At 68.9% G+C, this 18,668-nt stretch carries 16 protein-coding genes and 1 pseudogene; 8 read left to right on the top strand and 9 right to left on the bottom strand.

Annotated features, from left to right (window positions below):
• The first annotated feature begins 15 nt into the window (after nucleotides 1-15).
• From B0A89_RS13490 to B0A89_RS13470, 5 genes are all read left to right on the top strand, one after another.
• Nucleotides 16-984, top strand: a complete 969-nt coding sequence (locus B0A89_RS13490; protein WP_240558561.1) for an MDR/zinc-dependent alcohol dehydrogenase-like family protein — start codon at nucleotides 16-18, stop codon at nucleotides 982-984.
• 94 nt (nucleotides 985-1,078) lie between these two features.
• The gene (locus B0A89_RS13485) at nucleotides 1,079-2,062 is read left to right on the top strand and encodes a Gfo/Idh/MocA family protein (protein WP_085378552.1); all 984 of its coding nucleotides are present in this window, start codon (nucleotides 1,079-1,081) and stop codon (nucleotides 2,060-2,062) included.
• Between the two features lie 3 nt (nucleotides 2,063-2,065).
• A complete protein-coding gene (locus B0A89_RS13480) occupies nucleotides 2,066-3,112 on the top strand; it encodes a polysaccharide pyruvyl transferase family protein (RefSeq protein ID WP_085378551.1) in 1,047 nt (348 codons plus the stop codon).
• The gene (locus B0A89_RS13475) at nucleotides 3,109-4,518 is read left to right on the top strand and encodes a Coenzyme F420 hydrogenase/dehydrogenase, beta subunit C-terminal domain (protein ID WP_205949754.1); all 1,410 of its coding nucleotides are present in this window, start codon (nucleotides 3,109-3,111) and stop codon (nucleotides 4,516-4,518) included. Before B0A89_RS13480 ends, B0A89_RS13475 begins: the two co-directional genes overlap by 4 nt.
• A 91-nt stretch (nucleotides 4,519-4,609) precedes the next feature.
• Nucleotides 4,610-5,098, top strand: a complete 489-nt coding sequence (locus tag B0A89_RS13470; protein WP_085378550.1) for a pyridoxamine 5'-phosphate oxidase family protein — start codon at nucleotides 4,610-4,612, stop codon at nucleotides 5,096-5,098.
• A gap of 156 nt (nucleotides 5,099-5,254) precedes the next feature.
• Here B0A89_RS13470 and xylB read toward each other — a convergent pair whose 3' ends face one another.
• The 8 genes and pseudogenes from xylB to B0A89_RS13430 form a co-directional block, all read right to left on the bottom strand.
• On the bottom strand, nucleotides 5,255-6,682 hold the full coding sequence (gene xylB / locus B0A89_RS13465) for a xylulokinase (protein ID WP_085378549.1): 1,428 nt from the start codon (nucleotides 6,680-6,682) through the stop codon (nucleotides 5,255-5,257).
• Between the two features lie 21 nt (nucleotides 6,683-6,703).
• Nucleotides 6,704-7,369: an HAD family hydrolase gene (locus B0A89_RS13460; RefSeq protein WP_240558560.1), complete on the bottom strand. Its 666-nt coding sequence runs from the start codon at nucleotides 7,367-7,369 to the stop codon at nucleotides 6,704-6,706.
• The gene (locus B0A89_RS13455) at nucleotides 7,366-8,823 is read right to left on the bottom strand and encodes a mannitol dehydrogenase family protein (protein WP_157115357.1); all 1,458 of its coding nucleotides are present in this window, start codon (nucleotides 8,821-8,823) and stop codon (nucleotides 7,366-7,368) included. Before B0A89_RS13455 ends, B0A89_RS13460 begins: the two co-directional genes overlap by 4 nt.
• Nucleotide 8,824: 1 nt before the next feature.
• Nucleotides 8,825-9,589 carry an L-iditol 2-dehydrogenase gene (locus B0A89_RS13450; protein ID WP_085378547.1) on the bottom strand — a complete coding sequence of 255 codons (765 nt, stop codon included), beginning with the start codon at nucleotides 9,587-9,589 and terminating at the stop codon, nucleotides 8,825-8,827.
• Complete coding sequence (locus B0A89_RS13445) at nucleotides 9,586-10,584, bottom strand: ABC transporter ATP-binding protein (RefSeq protein WP_085378546.1); 999 nt, start codon at nucleotides 10,582-10,584, stop codon at nucleotides 9,586-9,588. Before B0A89_RS13445 ends, B0A89_RS13450 begins: the two co-directional genes overlap by 4 nt.
• A 10-nt stretch (nucleotides 10,585-10,594) precedes the next feature.
• Nucleotides 10,595-11,425 (bottom strand): carbohydrate ABC transporter permease, encoded by an 831-nt coding sequence (locus B0A89_RS13440; protein ID WP_085378545.1) that lies wholly within the window; start codon nucleotides 11,423-11,425, stop codon nucleotides 10,595-10,597.
• Nucleotides 11,426-11,435: 10 nt separating this feature from the next.
• Nucleotides 11,436-12,304, bottom strand: a pseudogene (locus tag B0A89_RS13435) (carbohydrate ABC transporter permease).
• Nucleotides 12,305-12,387: 83 nt separating this feature from the next.
• On the bottom strand, nucleotides 12,388-13,704 hold the full coding sequence (locus tag B0A89_RS13430; protein ID WP_085378544.1) for an ABC transporter substrate-binding protein: 1,317 nt from the start codon (nucleotides 13,702-13,704) through the stop codon (nucleotides 12,388-12,390).
• Nucleotides 13,705-13,805: 101 nt separating this feature from the next.
• On the opposite strand from B0A89_RS13430, the gene B0A89_RS13425 reads away from it, so the two are divergent.
• Nucleotides 13,806-14,741 carry a sugar-binding transcriptional regulator gene (locus tag B0A89_RS13425; RefSeq protein WP_085378543.1) on the top strand — a complete coding sequence of 312 codons (936 nt, stop codon included), beginning with the start codon at nucleotides 13,806-13,808 and terminating at the stop codon, nucleotides 14,739-14,741.
• Nucleotides 14,742-15,025: 284 nt separating this feature from the next.
• Here the strand turns inward: B0A89_RS13425 and B0A89_RS13420 are convergent, their stop codons facing one another.
• Nucleotides 15,026-16,120, bottom strand: a complete 1,095-nt coding sequence (locus tag B0A89_RS13420) for a TraB/GumN family protein (protein ID WP_169712176.1) — start codon at nucleotides 16,118-16,120, stop codon at nucleotides 15,026-15,028.
• 193 nt (nucleotides 16,121-16,313) lie between these two features.
• Here B0A89_RS13420 and groES point away from each other — a divergent pair, with 193 nt between their 5' ends.
• On the top strand, nucleotides 16,314-16,601 hold the full coding sequence (gene groES / locus B0A89_RS13415; RefSeq protein WP_085378542.1) for a co-chaperone GroES: 288 nt from the start codon (nucleotides 16,314-16,316) through the stop codon (nucleotides 16,599-16,601).
• A gap of 45 nt (nucleotides 16,602-16,646) precedes the next feature.
• Nucleotides 16,647-18,296 carry a chaperonin GroEL gene (gene groL / locus B0A89_RS13410; RefSeq protein ID WP_085378541.1) on the top strand — a complete coding sequence of 550 codons (1,650 nt, stop codon included), beginning with the start codon at nucleotides 16,647-16,649 and terminating at the stop codon, nucleotides 18,294-18,296.
• Nucleotides 18,297-18,668 lie beyond the last annotated feature (372 nt).

Genomic DNA, 18,668 nt, shown 5'->3' with positions numbered 1-18,668 from the left:
TCCACAGGATTATCCATGACCTCGCAGATGATGCGCGCGGCTGTGCTGACCGGCCCGCAGGCCCTTTCCATCGCCATGGTGCCGGTGCCCCGGCCCGGCTCCGGCGAGGTGCTGATCCGGCTTGAGGGCTGCGGCGTCTGCGCCTCGAATGTCGAGCCGTGGGAGGGTCAGCCCTGGTCGAGCTGGCCGGGCCAGCCCGGCGGCATGGGGCATGAGGGCTGGGGCGTGATCGCCGCCCTGGGCGAGGGGGTCGAGGGGTTGGCAGTCGGCCAGCGCGTGACCGCGCTGACGGAACGCAGCTATGCCGAATTTGACGTGGCGCCGGCCGCGATGGTCGTCCCGCTTCCCGCCGCGCTGGACGGCCGGCCCGTTCCGGGCGAGCCGGTCGCCTGCGCCATGAACATCTTTGCCCGCAGCGATCTGCGTTCGGGGCAGACGGTGGTGATCGTCGGCATCGGCTTTCTGGGCGCGATCCTAACGCGGCTGGCCTCGGATGCCGGGGCGCGGGTGATCGCCGTCTCGCGCCGGGCCGAGACACTGGCGCTGGCCCGCGCCATGGGCGCTGCCGAGACGATCCCGATGGACGATCACTGGCGCATCATCGAGGACGTGAAGCGCCTGACCGGCGGCCGCATGGCCGAGCGCGTCATCGAATGTGTCGGCAGGCAATGGCCGCTGGACCTTGCCGGCGAGCTGGTGGCCGAGGGCGGCCGCCTGGTCATCGCCGGCTATCACCAGGACGGCCCGCGGCAGGTGAACATGCAGATGTGGAACTGGAAGGGCATCGACATCGCCAGCGCGCATGAACGCGACGCGGGCGTGCGCGTGGCCGGGCTGCGGGCGGCGGTGGATGCGCTCGCCTCGGGGCGGCTTGACCTGACGCCGCTGCTGACCGGGCGGTACCCGCTTGATGATCTGGGCCAGGCGCTGGCGGACACGCGCGACAAGCCGGGCGCCTTCGTCAAGGGCTGGGTGGCGCTGTGAGGGGCGCGTGGGGCCACCCCGCCGCGTTGTCGGGCCGGCGGGCTGCCGCTGCGCCCTGGCGCCTTGCAAACATGCCAATGACGCGGGCAGGATCATGAAACCGCGGCTGGGATTTCTGGGCACCGGCTGGATCGGCCGGCACCGCATGGCGGCGCTGGCGGCGACAGGGCTGGCCGAGATCACGGCCATTGCCGAGCCGGGGGACGAGGCCGCAGCCGAGGCCCTCGCCATTGCCCCCGGGGCGCGGCGGGTGGCGGATCTTGACGCGCTGCTGGGGCAGGACATCGACGCGGTGGTGATCGCCACCCCCAGCGCCGCCCATGCCGCGCAGTCGCTTGCCGCGCTGCGGGCAGGCAAGGCCGTGTTCTGCCAGAAGCCCTTGGGCCGCACCGCGGCCGAGGTCGGCGCCGTGGTCGAGGCTGCCCGCGCCGCGGACCGCCTGCTGGGCGTTGACCTGTCCTACCGCCACACCGCCGCCATGGCCGCCATCCGTCCGCTGCTGGACACGGGCGCGCTGGGGCATGTCTTTGGCGTCGACGTGACCTTCCACAACGCCTGGGGGCCGGACAAGCCGTGGTTCTACGACCCGGCATTGTCGGGCGGCGGCTGCGTGGTGGACCTGGGTGTTCACCTGATCGACTTGGCCCTGTCCTCGCTTGGCTGGCCCGAGGTGACGGGCGTGCACAGCCGCCTGTTCCACAAGGGCGCGCCGCTGGCCGACCCGGCGGCGGCCTGCGAGGATTACGCGGTCGCAACGCTTGACCTTGCCGGCGGGGCGGTCCTGCGGCTCGCCTGTTCCTGGGGCCTGCAGGCCGGGCGCGAGGCGGTGATCGCGGCCGAGTTCTACGGCACCGAAGGCGGCGCGTCCCTGCGCAACGTCGCGGGGTCGTTCTACGACCTGCGGGCCGAGCGTCACCACCACATCCGCGCCGAACCCCTGGCCGAGCCGCCGGACGAGTGGGGCGGGCGCGTGGCGGTGGACTGGCTGACGCGGCTGGCGGGCGGGGCGCGATTTGACCCCGAGGCGTGGCATCTGGTCACCGTGGCCGGGGTCATCGACCGCATCTACGGGCGCTGAGCGATGCGCGTCGGCATCCTGACCTATCACCGCGCGATCAATTATGGCAGCTACTGGCAGGCGCGCCAGCTGGTGGAATGGATCGCCGCGCGCGGGCATGATGCGGTGCTGCTGGATCACCAGTCCTGCGCCGTCACCTCGCGCGAATGGCGCTATGCGTTCCAGCCGCTGCTGCCCGACCGCTCGCCGCGCGCGGATGTGGCGCAATACGGCGCCAAGCTGCGCCGCTTCACTCAGGCGTTCGGCACCCTGCCGCTGTCCGCGCCCTTCGATCTGGATGATCCGGCGGGCATGCCCCCCGTCGATCTGGCGGTGATCGGCAGCGACGAGGTGTTGAACCTGCGCCATCCCTGGTATGGCGGCAAGCCGCTGTTCTGGGGCGCGGGCGTCAAGGCGCCGCGCGTCGTCACCTATGCGGCCAGCTTTGGCAATCACGACGCGGATTGGGGCATCCCGGAGGACTGGGCGGGCCGGCTGCGGGCGCTGGACGCGATATCGGTGCGCGACGACAACAGCCTCCGGCTGGTCGAGGGCGCGACCGGCCTGCGCCCGCCGCTGGTGCTGGACCCGGTGCTGCTGAACCCGCCGCAGGTGGCGCCCGCGCCGGGGGACTATGTGCTGGTTTATGGCCACCACCTGCCGGGCTGGTTCGCGGACCGGGTGCAGGCCGCGGCGCAGGCGATGGGGCTGCCCACGCTGTCGCCCGGCTATCGCAACGACTGGGCGGACGAGCAGCGGCTTGACGCCGGCCCGCATGAGTTCGCGGCGCTGGTGGCCGGCGCAGCGGCCGTGGCGACAACCTATTTCCATGGCTGCTGCTTTGCGCTGGTGAACGGCAAGCCGCTGGTCTGCGCCCCGTCCGATTACCGCTGGAACAAGGTCCGCGACCTGACGGCCAAGCTGGGGGCCGAGCGGCACCTGACGTTCGAGGACAGCGACCCGGCCGGGGTGGCGGCCCTGCTGGCCGAACCGCCCTCGGCCGCCGTGCAGGCGCGCATCGCCGCGCTGCGGGATGCCTCGGCCGCGTGGCTGGGCGGGGTGCTGGCATGACCGCCGCGCCGCCCCCGCCGGGCAGCCTGCGCCCGGTGCCTCGCCTGCCGGTGGCTCCGGCGCTGTCGCCCCAGCAGATGGTCGCATCGGGCCTGTGCATCGGCTGCGGCGCCTGCGCGGGCGCCGGCATGATGGGCTGGGACGATTTTGGCCAGCTCGAGCCGCCCCCGGCCCTGCCCAGCGAAGCCTTTGCCGCGTTGTGCCCCTTTTCGCCCGCCGCCCTCGACGAGGACCGGATCGCCGCCGCACGCTTTCCCGCCGCCTTGCACGACGAGCGGCTGGGCCGGCATGTCGCGACCTTGGTCGGCGCCGTGGCCGAGCCGCCGTTCCGCGAGCGGGGCTCCTCGGGCGGGATGGTCAGCTGGGTCGCGGCCGAGCTGCTGCGCACCGGCCGCATCGACGGCGTGCTGCATGTCCACCCCGGCGGCGCGGGCGAGCCGTTCTTCGGCTATCGCATCAGCCGCAGCGTGGATGCGCTGCTGGCCGGGGCGCGCTCGCGCTATCACCCCGTCCACATGGCCGATGTGCTGGCCGAGGTGCGGGCGGTGCCGGGGCGCTATGCCGTGATCGGCATACCCTGTTTCATCAAGGGCGTGCATCTGGCCCGCGCCCAGGATGCCGTGCTGGCCGAGCGCATCACCCATATGCTGGGGCTGTTCTGCGGCCATATGAAAAGCGCGCGCTTTGTCACCAGCTTTGCCTGGCAGCTCGGGGCCGTGCCCGAGCGGGTGCGGGCGGTGGAATACCGGCTCAAGGATAAAGGGCGGCCGGCCAACCTTTATACGGCGCATCTGACGCTGGATGACGGCAGCACCGTGCAGAAGGACTGGCCCCATCTGGCCGATGGCGACTGGGGCGCGGGCTATTTCATGAACGCCGCCTGCAATTTCTGCGACGACGTGGTGGCCGAGACCGCCGATATCAGCTTCGGCGATGCCTGGGTCGAGCCCTATTCATTCGACGGGCGCGGCACCAACGTGGTCGTCGTCCGCTCGCCCGAGCTTGCCCGCATGATCGCCACGGCGCGCGAGGAGGGGCGGCTGGACCTGCGCGACGTGGATGCCGACTTCGTCGCCGCAACGCAGGCTGCCGGCTTTCGCCAGCGGCGCGAGGGGCTGGCATTCCGCCTGACCTGGCCGCGGAGGGGCGTCCAACCGCTCAAGCGCGTCGCGCCATCCGCCGATCTGCCCTGGCGGCGGCGGATGGTCTATCGCACACGGGCCGCGATCAGCCGCGGATCGCACCAACGCGCCCGCCGCGCGCTGGCCGCCGGGCAGCCGCAGATCTATCTGGCCTGGGCCTGGCTGATCTATCGCCTCTACGAGGCGCTGGCCTATGCCAGAGGCCCGCTGGCCGGGCGCATCGCCCAGATCGCGCGGCAGCGCGGCGAGCCTTCGGCGGACTGAGCGCAGGCCGCTGGGCGCATCGCTTCCTTGCCCCGCGTGAACCCTTGTCGGGGCTGGTGCGTTACGGCCCGACATTGAAACGGAGAAACCCATGCCCGACGACAAGCAGATCGAAGCGCGCTTCTGGAAGGCGCTGCGTTCGGACCCGATCATGATGCTGGGCGTGGACGGCGTCGAGGATGGCTTCGCCCGCCCCATGGCCGCCGTTCTGGATGAGGACCGCAGCCCGATCTGGTTCTTCGTGTCCACCGACAATGCGATCGTCGATGCGATCCGCGAAGGCCGCCGCGCCATCGCAACCGTCGCCATCAAGGGCGAGCTTTATGCCTCGATCCAGGGCCGCCTGTCCTTGTCGGACGACCGGGCGATGATCGACAAGCTGTGGAATCCCGGCTCTGCCGCATGGTTCAAGGACGGCAAGGATGATCCGAAGCTGCGCCTGATGCGGCTTGACGCCGAGCAGGCCGAGATCTGGCTTGACGGGTCGAGCATCCTTGCGGGCGTCAAGTCGATGCTCGGGATCGACCCCAAGGAGGACTACAAGGACAAGCAGGCCAGCATCTCGTTGCAGCAGGGGTGATCGCCTGCATCCAGGCCGGGTGGCGGATCAGGCGATGGCCGCCGCCCGGCCGGGGGCAAGCTTCCTGCAGGGCTGCCGGAAGGCCGAGCGGCTTTTGTCATCCGGCCGGGCGGCGCATTGGGGCAGGCGACGGTGTTCACCCTGCCGAGATAGCGTTCAGCCGGGGTAAAGCGCCCTGAAACGCGCCAGCCCTTCGGCAAAGGCGCCGCGCAGGGCCGGATCGGGCGTGATCTCGGCGGCGATGCGGGGGGGCGTGCAGACGGTGGCCGGATCGGCCCCCGTGGCCGCCATCAGCCCCAGCCGAGCCGCACCGAAGGCCGCGCCGAAATCACCCGCCTCGGGGACCAGCACGGGCAGGTCGAGCGCCGCCGCGATGGCGCGCAACCAGTAATCGGACCGCGCACCCCCGCCCAGGGCCAGCAGCATCCGCGGGTCAGAGCCGGCGGCGCGCAAGGCATCCAGATTGTCGGCCATGGCAAAGGCGACCCCTTCGAGAACGGCGCGCGTCAGGTCGGCGCGGTCGCTGCGGGCAGACAGCCCCGCGAACATCCCGCGCATATGGGCCGCGTTATGGGGTGTGCGTTCACCCGACAGATAGGGCAGGAACGTCACCTCGCCCGGCGCCTGCAACGGCCCAAGCGCCCCGGTCAGTTCCGCCGGCGCCTGGCCGACCAGCCCCGCGAACCATTCCAGCGCGGCCGAGGCCGACAGGATCACCCCCATCTGGTGCCACATTCCGGGCAGGGCGTGGCAGAAGGCATGAACCGCGCTTTCCGGCCGGGGCAGGTAGCGGTCAGTGGCGGCGAACAGCACGCCGGAGGTGCCAAGGCTGACAAAGCCCTGACCTTCGGCGATGGTGCCTGCGCCAATCGCTGTTGCGGCGTTGTCGCCCGCCCCGCCGGCAACGATGACGCCCGGTCCCATGCCCCATTGCGCCGCCAGCGCGGGGCGCAGCGTGCCGGATGGCGCGTTCCCCTCGACCAGCGCGGGCATCTGCTCGCGCCGCATCCCCGATGCAGCCAGCAGGTCATCCGACCAGGCCCGCGCGCCCGTATCCAGCCAGCTCGTGCCGGCCGCGTCCGACATCTCGGCAACATGCTCGCCCGTCAGCCACAGGCGCAGATAGTCCTTGGGCAGCAGCACGCGGGCGATGCGCGCGAATGCCTCAGGCTCCTGCTCGGCCATCCAGACCAGCTTGGGCGCGGTGAAGCCGGCAAAGACGATGTTGCCCGATATGGCCCGAAAGCGCGGGTCGGCGTCCAGCCGCGCGGCCTGCGCATGGCTGCGCGTGTCGTTCCACAGGATCGCCGGCCGGATCACCGCATCGGCGGCGTCCAGCGTCACCGCGCCGTGCATCTGCCCCGACAGGCCGATGCCGCGGACTGCCGACAGGTCATGGGCGGCGCGCAGTTGCGCCACCGCGGCCGTCGCGGCGGCGATCCAGTCGGCGGGGTTCTGTTCGGACCAGCCCGGATGGGGACGCTGCACCGTCAGGGGCGCGGTCGATGACCCAAGCACCCGCTGATCCTCATCCATCAGCAGCGCCTTGACACCCGAGGTGCCCAAGTCCAGCCCCAGAAACATCCTTGCCCCCTTCGTCATGTCCTAGCGGTTGACAAGCGCCCGCACCGCGCCCGGCAGATCGGCCGTCCTAGCGACCAGCGCATCGGGGCGCAGCTCTGCCAGACGCTCGGCCAGACGGGCGGCGCTGGCATGGCCCCCCGCGGTCAGGCCGATGACCCGCATGCCTGCGGCCTGCGCGGCGGTGACGCCGGCCACGCTGTCCTCGATCACGATGCAGTCGGGGGGGCGCGCACCCAGCCGTTCCGCCGCGAACAGGAACAGGTCCGGTGCGGGCTTGCCGCGGCTTACCTGCGTGGCGGAATAGATATGGGGGACGAAACGCTCATGCAGCCCCGTCAGGTCAAGCGACAGGTGCAGCCGAGGCAGGGTCGATGACGAGGCAACCGCCCGCGGCAGATCCGGCAGGGCATCAAGCGCCGCCCCGATCCCCGCCAGCGGGCGCAGCCCGGCCCGGAACAGCGCATCCACACGGGCGCGATAGTCGGGCAGGGCGGGGGTGGCATCGATGCCGTGTTCGGCGGCATAGAGTGCCACGATTTCCGCCACGGGGCGGCCGATCATGCGGTCATAGATATCCGCATCATCCACCGGCAGCCCCTGGCCGCGCAGGGTGCGGCCCAGTTCGGCCACCGACAGCGGCTCGCTGTCCACCAGCACCCCGTCGCAGTCGAAGATGAGCGCGGTCAAGATGCGAGGTAATGGCGCAAGGTCGCAGCCGTCCCCTTGTCCCACAGCATCGCCAGCCAGCGGGCGAACGGCTCGGCCAGCCGCGGATCGCGGCCCGTGGCGCCATAGATGTCGGCCATGCCCAGCCATGCCTGCGCATCGGTGCGGGCGGCCTGCGCGGCGGCGGTCAGGCGATCCCAGCTCGGGTCATTGGCCTCGATGGTCGCCCCCGAATCCGACATGCCTGCGCAGTAGCGGCACCACAGCGCCGATTCCAGCGCCAGCCCCTCGACCGGCAATCCGCGCGCCAGCCTGTCGGCGATGGTCGGCACGATGAACTTGGGCTGCCGGTTCGACCCGTCAAGGCACAGCCGCCGGATCGTGTCGCCGATCTTGGGATTGGCGCAGCGTTCCCTGACCTTTTCGAAATAGGCGCGCAGATCGGTATTGGGCACCGGCGGCACGGCGGGGATGATCTCGTCTGTTTCGACTTTGTCCAGAAAGGCCCGGACCAGATCGTTTTCCATCGCCTCATGGACGAAATGAATATCCATCAGCCCCGCCGGATAGGCGATGACGGCATGGCCGCCGTTGAGGATGCGGATCTTCATCAGCTCCCACGGGGTCACGTCCTCGACGAACTCGACACCGACCTTTTCAAGCGCGGGGCGGCCTGCGGGGAAATTGTCCTCAAGCACCCACTGGATGAAATCCTCGGCAAAGACGGGGGCAGCATCATCAACGCCCATCTCGCGGATCATGGCCCGTTCGCGCTCGCTGGTCGCGGGGGTGATGCGGTCCACCATGGCGTTCGGGAAGGCGACATTGGCGGCGATCCACTCGGCAAGGTCCGGATCGGACAGGCGTGCCGTTTCCACCACCGCCTCGCGCGTGACCAGGCCGTTATGGGGGACGTTATCGCAGCACATGACGGTGAAGGGCTGGATGCCCGCGTCGCGCCGCGCCTTGAGGCCGGCGACCAGCATGCCGAACACCGTCCGGGGCGCGCCCGGATCGGCCCCGTCCGCGGCGATCGCCGGGTGCGATGGATCGAAATGCCCCGTGGCGGCATCGATGAAATAGCCGCCCTCGGTGATCGTCAGGCTGGCGATGCGTGTCTGCGGATCGGCCAGGCGGGCCACGATGGCGGCGGCATCGGCGGCGGGAAGATAATCCACCATCGCGCCGATCACCCGCGCGTCCGAGCGGTCGGCCGACTGTTCGACGACCGTGTAAAGGCAATCCTGCGCCAGCAGCGCCTCGCGCATGCGCGCATCCGACGGCATGACGCCGGCGCCGATGATGGCATAGTCATGCCCCTCGCCCGTGTTCATCAGCCGGTCGAGATAGACGGCCTGATGCGCCCGGTGGAAATTGCCCAGGCCGAAATGGACGATCCCGCCGGTCAGGCGGCTGCGGTCATAGGCGGGGACGGCGACCGGCAGATCGCCCAGCGTCGTGTTGGACAGGTTCATTTCAGCTCATCCAGTTGCCGCCATCGACGTTATACGTCTGGGCGACGATGTAATCGGCCTCGGGCGAGGCGAGGAAGACCGCCATGCCGGTCAGGTCGGCGGCGGTGCCCATGCGGCCGAAGGGGACGGCCGCGCCGACCTCGGCCTTTTTCTGGCCGCGGGGCTTGTTCTCGTATTCGGCGAACTTGGCGTCCACCCCGTCCCAGTGTTCGCCGTCAACTACGCCGGGCGCGATGGCGTTGACGTTGATGCCGTGGGCGATCAGGTTCAGCCCGGCCGACTGCGTCAGGCTGATGACCGCGGCCTTGGTGGCGCAATAGACGGCGACCAGCGGCTCGCCCCGGCGGCCGGCTTGGGATGCCATGTTGATGATCTTGCCGCCCTGTCCGCGCTCGATCATGTGGCGGGCGACCGCCTGCATGGTGAACAGCGTGCCCGCGACGTTGATGGAAAACAGCCGATCATAGCTGGCGCGCGTGATGTCCACGATGGGGGCCAGGTCGAACAGGGCGGCGTTGTTGATCAGGATGTCGATGCCGCCCAGTTCGCGCGCCGCCTCGGCCACGCCGGCGTCGATGCTGGCCTGGTCGGTCACGTCCATGACGATCGGCAACGCGCCGATCTGCGCAGCCGTCGCCCGGACCCGTGCGGCGTCGATATCGGCGATGGCGACCCTGGCGCCCTCGCGGATATAGGCCTCGGCAAAGGCCTGGCCGATGCCGCGTGCGGCGCCGGTGATCAACGCCGTCTTTCCCTGCAATCTCATGCTGCCAACCCGTCCTTGGTAAAGCGATAGACGCGGCCTTCCTCTGGCGTCAGCCAGATGCGGTCGCCGTGATGGACCGGCACCTCGCCGGCCGCGCGGGCGACGACATGGGCGCCGCCGTCCAGATGCACGTGCAGGAACGTGTCCGACCCCAGATGTTCGGCGACGCCCACGGTGCCGGCAAAGGCGCCGTCGGTCTGCGACAGGCGGAAATGTTCGGGGCGCACGCCGATTTCGTGTGCGCCAAGCCGGGCCGCCTGTTCGCCGCCGATGAAGTTCATGTTGGGCGACCCGATGAAGCTGGCGACAAAGCGGTTCGCGGGGCTGCGATACAGATCCAGCGGGCTGCCGACCTGTTCCACCCGGCCCGCGCGCAGCACGACGATCTTGTCGGCCATGGTCATCGCCTCGACCTGGTCGTGGGTGACATAGACCATCGTGGTCGCCAGCTTGTTGTGCAGTTCGCTGATTTCCACCCGCATGTTGACGCGCAGCGCGGCGTCGAGGTTCGACAGCGGTTCGTCGAACAGGAACGCCGCCGGTTCGCGCACGATGGCCCGCCCGATGGCGACACGCTGGCGCTGGCCGCCCGACAGCTGGCCGGGCCGGCGGTCCAGATAGCTGTCGAGGTTCAGGATCCTGGCCGCATGCGCAACCCGCTTGTCCTGTTCCGCCTGCGCCATGCCCGCCATCTTGAGCGGGAAGGCGATGTTCTTGCGCACCGTCATGTGCGGGTAAAGCGCGTAGGACTGGAACACCATCGCCAGCCGCCGCCGCGCCGGCGCGGCATGGGTCACGTCCTGCCCGTCGATCACGATCTGGCCCGAGGTGACATCCTCAAGCCCCGCGATCAGCCGCAGCAGGGTCGATTTGCCGCAGCCCGATGGGCCGACGAAGACGACGAACTCGCCATCCTCGATCGTCAGGTCCACGCCTGGAATGACCTCGGCATCGCCGAAGGTCTTGCGGACGTTTTTGAGCGTGATGCTGCCCATCGTTTCCCCCTTACTTCACGGCGCCGAAGGTCAGGCCGCGCACCAGCTGTTTCTGGCTGAACCAGCCCAGGATCAGGATCGGCGCGATCGCCATGGTGCTGGCGGCCGACAACTTGGCATAGAACAGCCCCTCGGGGCTGGAATAGCTGGCGATGAAGGCCGACAGCGGCGCGGCCTTGGAACTGGTCAGGTTCAGCGTCCAGAAGGCCTCGTTCCACGCCAGGATCACGTTCAGCAGCATGGTCGAGGCGATGCCCGGCACCGCCATCGGCGTCAGCACATGCCGGATTTCGGCCCACAGGCCCGCGCCGTCCATCCGCGCCGCCTCGAGGATCTCGCCCGGGATCTCGCGGAAATAGGTGTAGAGCATCCAGATGATGATCGGCAGGTTCATCAGCATCAGGACGACCAGCACCCCGGTCCGCGTGTCCAGCAGGCCCAGGCGCTGGAACAGGATATAGATCGGGATCAGCACGCCCACCGCCGGCATCATCTTGGTGGACAGCATCCACATCAGCACGTCGCGGGTGCGCCGGGTCGGCTGGAAGGCCATCGACCATGCCGCCGGCACGGCGATCAGCAGCCCCAGCGCCGTCGATCCCAGCGCGATGGCGACCGAGTTCAGGAAATGGCGCAGATAGTTGGAGCGCGATTGCACCTCGCGGTAGCTGTCCAGCGTCCAGTCAAAGGCCAGGAACCGCGGCGGGCTGGCGATCGCGTCCGCCTCGGACTTGAAGCTGGTCAGGATCGTCCAGAGGATCGGAAAGAAGATCGCCAGCGCGATGCCCCAGGCCAGTGCCGTCATGACGGCCTTGCGGGTGGTGGATATGTTGCGCGCCATGTTGCCCCCGTCAGTCCAGCGTCTTGCCGATCATGCGCATCAGGAAGAATGCGACGATATTGGCCAGGATGACGGCGACGATCCCGCCGGCGGAAGCCCCCCCACATCGTATTGCAGCAGGGCCTGCGAATAGACGAGATAGGGCAGGTTGGTTGACTGATAGCCCGGCCCGCCATTGGTCGTGACCAGGATCTCGGCAAAGACCGACAGCAGGAAGATCGTCTCGATCAGGATGACGACGGTGATCGCCCGCTTCAGATGCGGCAGGGTCAGATAGGTGAACTTGGCCCAGGCGCCGGCGCCGTCCATCTCGGCCGCCTCGATCTGCTCGCCGTCGAGCGATTGCAGCGAGGTCAGAAGGATCAGCGTCGCAAAGGGCAGCCACTGCCAGGCGACGATGATGATGATCGACAGCAGCGGGATCTGCGCCAGGAAATCCACCGGCTGAAAGCCCAGCCACCGCGCCAGATGCGCCAGCAGCCCGTTGGTCGGGTTCATCAGCATGTTCTTCCACACCAGGGCGGCGACCGTCGGCATGACGAAGAACGGCGCGATGACCAGGATGCGGACGATGCCCTGTCCCCAGATGGGCTGGTCGATCAGCAGGGCAAGGGCGATCCCCCCCAGCACGGTAATGGCCAGAACGCCCCCGACCAGCAGCAGCGTATTGGCCAGCGCCGTCCAGAATCCGGGATCGGACAGGAAGAACGTGTAATTCATCAGCCCGATGAACCCGGTCTGCATCGGGTCGATCAGGTTATAGCGCTGAAAGCTGAACCACAGCGTCATGCCCAGCGGCACGATCATCCACAGCAGCAGCAGCCCGATCGAGGGGGCCGCCATGATCCGTGCCAGACCGCGTTGATGTTGCGTGGCCATGCGCTGCCTCCCTTCGCGCCATCGGGGCGGGCACGCATGCCGCGCGCCCGGCCCGTTTCAATGCAAGGCTTAGCCGGTGCGGCTCACTTGATGTAGCCGGCCTTGGTCATTTCCCGCGTGGCAAGCTGCTGCGCTGCGGTCAGGGCCTTGGCCACGTCCGACTGGCCCGCGACGGCGGCGCTGAACTGCTGGCCCACGGCCGTCCCGATCGCCTGGAATTCGGGGATCGCGACGAATTGCCCGCCCGTATAGGGAATGTCCTTGACGGACGGCTTCTGCGGGGTCGCCGACATCATCGCCTTTTCCGTCATCCCGGCAAAGGGCGCGGCCGCCTTGTAGTCGGCATTGGCGTAAAGCGACGTGCGCGTGCCGGGAGGCGCGGCCCGCCAGCCTTCCTTGGAGGCGACCAGTTCGGTATAGCCCCTGGAGGTCGCCCAGGCGACGAACTTCTCGGCCGCCTCGGGCGCGTCGGTCGAGGCAGGGATGGCCAGGTTCCACGACCACAGCCAGTTGCCGTGGTTGTCGACGCCTTCCTTGTTGGGGAACTGGGCGAAGGCCACCTTGTCGGCAACTGTCGATTCCTTGGGGTCGGTCACAAAGGATGCGGCCACGGTCGCGTCGATCCAGATCCCGCACTTGCCCTGCTGGAAAAGCGCAAGGTTCTCGTTGAACCCGTTCGAGGATGCGCCGGCGGGACCGTATTCGGTGATCGCCTTGACATAATCGGTCAGCACTTCCTTCCATTCGGGGCCGTCGAACTGGGGCTTCCAGTCCGTCCCGAACCAAGCCGCGCCATAGCTGTTGGCCGCTGCCGAAAGGAAGGCCATGTTTTCGCCCCAGCCCGCCTTGCCGCGCAGGCAGATGCCGGCGATGCCCTGATCCTTGTTGGTCATCTTGGCGGCGGCGTCCCAGACCTGCGCCCATGTGGGGGCTTCGCCCAGGCTGACGCCGGCCGCATCGGCCAGATCCTTGCGATACATGACCATCGCGGATTCGCCGTAGAAGGGCGCGGCATAGAGCTTGCCGTCCAGCGACAGCGCATCCGCCACGGGCTTGAGCAGATCGGCCGCGTCATAATCGGCCGGCAGCGCGTCGAGCGGCTTGAGCCAGCCCTGCTTGGCCCAGATCGGCACCTCGTAGTTGCCCACCGTCACCACGTCATACTGGCCGCCCTTGGTGGCGATGTCGGTGGTGACGCGCTGGCGCAGGACGTTTTCCTCGAGCGTCACCCATTCCAGCGTGATGCCGGGGTTCTTGGCGGTGAAATCGTCGGCCAGCTTCTGCATGCGGATCATGTCGCCGTTGTTGACGGTGGCGATGGTCAGCGTCTCGGCCAGGGCCGGCGCGGCAAGCGCCGAAACGGCGCAGGCCCCCAGAAGAACGCGCAACGATGTGGTCATGGTTTCCCCCCAGTTCAGGCAAATGCCCGCTATGTGAGCAAATGTTCACATTGGCTGCCTGTTTTGTCAAACTGTTTAAAAGATCAGGAGGAGGGCAGGCGATGAGCCATGATGACCGCAGGCTGGACCAGGCCGCACGCGCCGCCTGGCTGGCGCATGTCGGCGGCCTCACCCAGGACGAGATCGCGCGCGAGATGGGAATTTCCCGGCAGGCGGCCCAGCGGCTGGTCGCGCAGGCCCAGGCGGCGGGAATTGTCAAGGTGCGCATCGACCATCCCCTGGCCGCCTGCCTGGATCTGGCCGCGATGGTGCAGGGCCGCTTTGGCCTGCGCCGGGCAGAGATCGCCCCCGAGGGGACCGGCCTTGCCGGCGTCGCCGCGCTGGCCGCCGCGCTGATCGAGCGCGAGCTGACGCGCATCGACCCGCTCATCCTTGCGGTCGGCACCGGCCGCACCCTGCGGGCGGCCGTCGGCCAGATGGGGCGCATCGACTGTCCGCAGCACCGCATCGTGTCGCTGACCGGGAACATCGCGCCCGATGGCTCTGCCGCCTATTACAACGTGCTGTTCGCCCTGTCCGAGGTGGTGACGGCCCGCAGCTATCCCCTGATGGTGCCGGTAATCGCCGAAAGCGCGGCCGAACGGCAGGCGCTGCACCGCCAGCCCGGCAACAGCCGGGTCATCGCCATGGCCGCCCGCGCCGATACCGCCGTCATCGGCCTGGGCGATTTCGGCCCGCAGGCGCCGCTGCTCAAGGACGGGTTCCTGTCGGCCGGCGAGGTCGCGGCCCTGCGCGCGCAGGGCGCGGTGGGCGAGATCCTGGGCCATGCCTATGACATCGAGGGAAGGATGCTGCCCCTGAATGCGCGCGTCGCCTCGGCCCCTCTGCCTGCCTCGGGCGATGCGCTCGTCGTCGCCGTCGCGGCCGGAAAGGACAAGCGTCCCGCCATCCTGGGGGCGCTGCGCGGTCGCCGCATCAGTGCCCTGGTCACCGATCAGGAAACAGCAGCCTGGCTGGCGCAACAGGCGGCGCGCTGACGGGGCAGGGGCCGGGCAGGGCCGCGCGGCCCTCATGCGGCATCAAGGTTGCAGGCCCTTGCGCTCTCCCTTGGCGGCAACGCGGTGCCTGCCCAAGGATGGCGCCTTCCGGGGTGCGCATGCGGGGTGCCGCATGGGCGGCCGCGTTGTGCTTGCCGTCGATCAGATACCGACAGGCCCGCTCATCCGCCGCAGTGGACGGCATGGCAGGGGGCGGCACGGTGCAGCCCCGTCCACTCAAGGTCGCCGCGACGCAGGGCGCGGCTCGCGCAATGCGCCTCACCTCACCTCGCCGCATCCAGCGCGGCGACGCCCGGCTCGATCGTCCAGCCTTCCCGCTCCAGGCGCCTCAGCACCCCGTCCTCGCCGGGAAGATGCAGCGCGCCGAAGGCGGCCAGCACCGGCTTGCCCTGCGCGGCCGCCCGCTCGGCCGCCGCCGTCAGGGGGGCGATCCAGCTTGCGTTGCGGCGCGTCATCAGCCGCTCCTCGGCGATGGCCTGCTGGCGATCCACGGCGGCGCGGTCCAGTCCCGAGGCGCCATAGGCATCCAGCCGCCCGAATTCCCAGATCGCCCGGATATCGCCGCGCACATAGGCCTCGATGGTGGTGCGCGCATAGTCGTCGGCAAGCCGCGCGGCCGGCAGCGCGGCGCGGATCATGTCCAGCGCGTCCCCCTCGTCCAGGGCGTCGAAGAGCGTGAGCACGGTATCCCATGGTTCAAGCGCGATGACCGGCACGCCTTGGGTCCGCGCCAGGTCGATCAGCCGGTGGTCCAGCCCCGGTTCGCGCCCCCCGCGCGCCTGCGCCAGCATGCAGGGGGACAGGCCCAGGATCGTGGTGGCGAACCAGGGCCGCATCCGTGCGGCCATGGCAGGGGGAACGCCGCGCTCGGCCATCGCCGCCGACAGGGCCACCCAGTCGGCCGGTCCCAGCCGTTCCGGCAGGCCGGGACCGTCCTGATCCAGAACAAGCGCGGGGTCGCGTGCCATCGCCTCGCGCAGGGTCTTTTCCTCCTCCGGCCCCGCCTCGACCAGCAGCGCGCCCGCGCCCGCCAGCACGGGTTCGAGCGAGCGGGCCAGTGGCCCCAGGCGCGGGTCGTCGAAATGATAGGTGCCCACGATCTCGATCCGCGCCGCGCCGCGCCGCGCCGTCCAGCGGATGCCGCGGGCATAAGGCGTCTCCGCCACCGCCTTGTCCAGCGCCGCGCGCTGGTCCGCCGGCAGAACGGCCATCAGGTCGCGCCCGCCGCAGCCCGCGGGCGCCGCCATCATTTCAGCATGGGGGGCGCCTGCCGCGGGTGCCGTTTCCGCCCCGGCGGGGTTTGCTGCCAGCCCCAGCAGGGCGGCGATCACCGCCGCCGCATGTCCCAGCATCCGCATCATCGCTCAGCCCCCGTCATGATGGCGCGAAGAAAGTCGCCCCGCGACGGGAAGTCCATCCCCTTGCGGCTTGAGCGAATGGCAGGGGCGTTGACAGGGCGGCAGGGCGGCTCTAGATCACCGGCCATTGGCACTCGCCTCGGCCGAGTGCCAACAACGCAACACTGCAACCCGAAACACCGGAGTGTTCACGATGGCATTCAAACCGCTGCACGACCGCGTTCTGGTCCGCCGCGTCCAGTCGGACGAAAAGACCAAAGGCGGGCTGATCATCCCCGACAGCGCCAAGGAAAAGCCCTCGGAAGGCGAGATCGTCGCCGTCGGCGAAGGCGCGCGCAAGGATTCGGGCGAACTGATCGCTCCCTCGGTCAAGAGCGGCGACCGCATCCTGTTCGGCAAGTGGTCGGGCACCGAAGTCACGCTGGACGGCGAAGAGCTGCTCATCATGAAGGAAAGCGACATCCTCGGGATCATCGGCTGATCCCTCGCAGGTTTCGCTTTCAACACACTCAGAAGGAAGAGATAAATGGCTGGCAAGGAAGTCAAGTTCAGCACTGACGCCCGCGACCGGATGCTCAAGGGCGTCAACATCCTGGCCGATGCGGTCAAGGTGACGCTGGGCCCCAAGGGCCGCAACGTGGTCATCGACAAGTCCTTCGGCGCCCCGCGCATCACCAAGGACGGCGTGTCGGTCGCCAAGGAAATCGAACTGACCGACAAGTTCGAGAACATGGGCGCCCAGATGGTCCGCGAAGTGGCCTCGCGCACCAATGACGAGGCCGGCGACGGCACCACCACCGCGACCGTGCTGGCCCAGGCGATCATCAAGGAAGGCCTCAAGGCCGTCGCCGCCGGCATGAACCCGATGGACCTCAAGCGCGGCGTCGATCTGGCGACCTCGAAGGTCGTCGAGGCGATCAAGTCGGCCTCGCGTCCCGTGAACGACACCGCCGAAGTCGCCCAGGTCGGCACCATCTCGGCCAATGGCGAGGCCTTCATCGGCCAGCAGATCGCCGAGGCGATGCAGAAGGTCGGCAACGAGGGTGTCATCACCGTCGAAGAAAACAAGGGGATGGAGACCGAGGTCGAAGTCGTCGAGGGGATGCAGTTCGACCGCGGCTATCTGTCGCCCTACTTCGTGACGAACCCTGACAAGATGGTCGCCGAGCTGGAAGACGCCTACATCCTGCTGCACGAAAAGAAACTGTCGTCGCTGCAGCCGATGGTCCCGCTGCTGGAAGCCGTGATCCAGACCCAGAAGCCGCTGCTGATCGTGGCCGAGGATGTGGAAGGCGAGGCGCTGGCCACGCTGGTCGTCAACCGCCTGCGCGGCGGGCTGAAGGTTTCAGCCGTCAAGGCGCCGGGCTTCGGCGATCGCCGCAAGGCGATGCTGCAGGACATCGCGATCCTGACCGGCGGTCAGGTCATCAGCGAAGACCTCGGCATGAAGCTGGAAAATGTCGGTCTGGACATGCTGGGCCGCGCCAAGAAGATCTCGATCAACAAGGACAACACCACCATCGTCGATGGCAATGGTGAAAAGGCCGAGATCGAGGCCCGCGTCAGCCAGATCCGTCAGCAGATCGAGGAAACCACCTCGGACTATGACAAGGAAAAGCTGCAGGAGCGCGTGGCCAAGCTGGCCGGCGGCGTTGCCGTCATCCGCGTCGGCGGCATGACCGAAGTCGAGGTCAAGGAGCGCAAGGACCGCGTCGACGACGCCCTGAACGCCACCCGCGCCGCGGTGCAGGAAGGTGTCGTTGTCGGCGGCGGCGTGGCGCTGGTGCAGGCGGGCAAGGTGCTGGAAGGGCTGGAAGGCCAGAACAGCGACCAGAACGCCGGTATCGCGATCGTCCGCCGCGCGCTGGAAGCGCCGATGCGCCAGATCGCCGAGAACGCCGGCGTCGATGGCGCGGTCGTGGCTGGCAAGGTGCGCGAATCCGACGACAAGACCTTCGGCTTCAACGCCCAGACCGAAGAATATGGCGACATGTTCAAGTTCGGCGTCATCGACCCGGCCAAGGTCGTGCGCACCGCGCTTGAGGATGCGGCTTCGGTCGCCGGCCTGCTGATCACCACCGAGGCCATGATCGCCGAAAAGCCCGAACCCAAAGGCGCCGCTGCCGGCGGCATGGGCGGCGGCATGGGCGGCATGGGCGGCATGGACATGATGTAATGTCCCGCCCGGCCGTCTGACGGCTGGTCGACATGAACCCGCCCCCTCATGGGGGCGGGTTTTTTGCTGGGGCCTTCAAGGCCGCTCGGCCTGCACGCCGGGTGGACAGGCTGGGCGCGTCCATCGGCCGGCGGTGCGGCCGGTCGCGCAAGGCGCATCGAGGGGCCGGCGCCTGTCAGACAGTGCCTGCGGGACGATCCACCATTGCATGGCCCCTCTGTCGCATGGAACAACCGCCGTAAAAGCGCCGGTCCTCGGATGCGCAAGGGACGCCGGGCCCTTTGCTGCCGGGCAGTCCTCGCCCCTTTGGCATGCCAGCCTGAAGGGCGGTGGCCCGTGCCGGCGCGCAATGCCGCTGATGCGCGGTCGGTG

Source organism: Paracoccus contaminans (assembly GCF_002105555.1).
Taxonomy (GTDB): Bacteria; Pseudomonadota; Alphaproteobacteria; order Rhodobacterales; family Rhodobacteraceae; genus Paracoccus; species Paracoccus contaminans.
The sequence above is the reverse complement of the archived record's forward strand: the minus strand, read 5'-3'. Positions and strand labels throughout refer to the sequence as shown.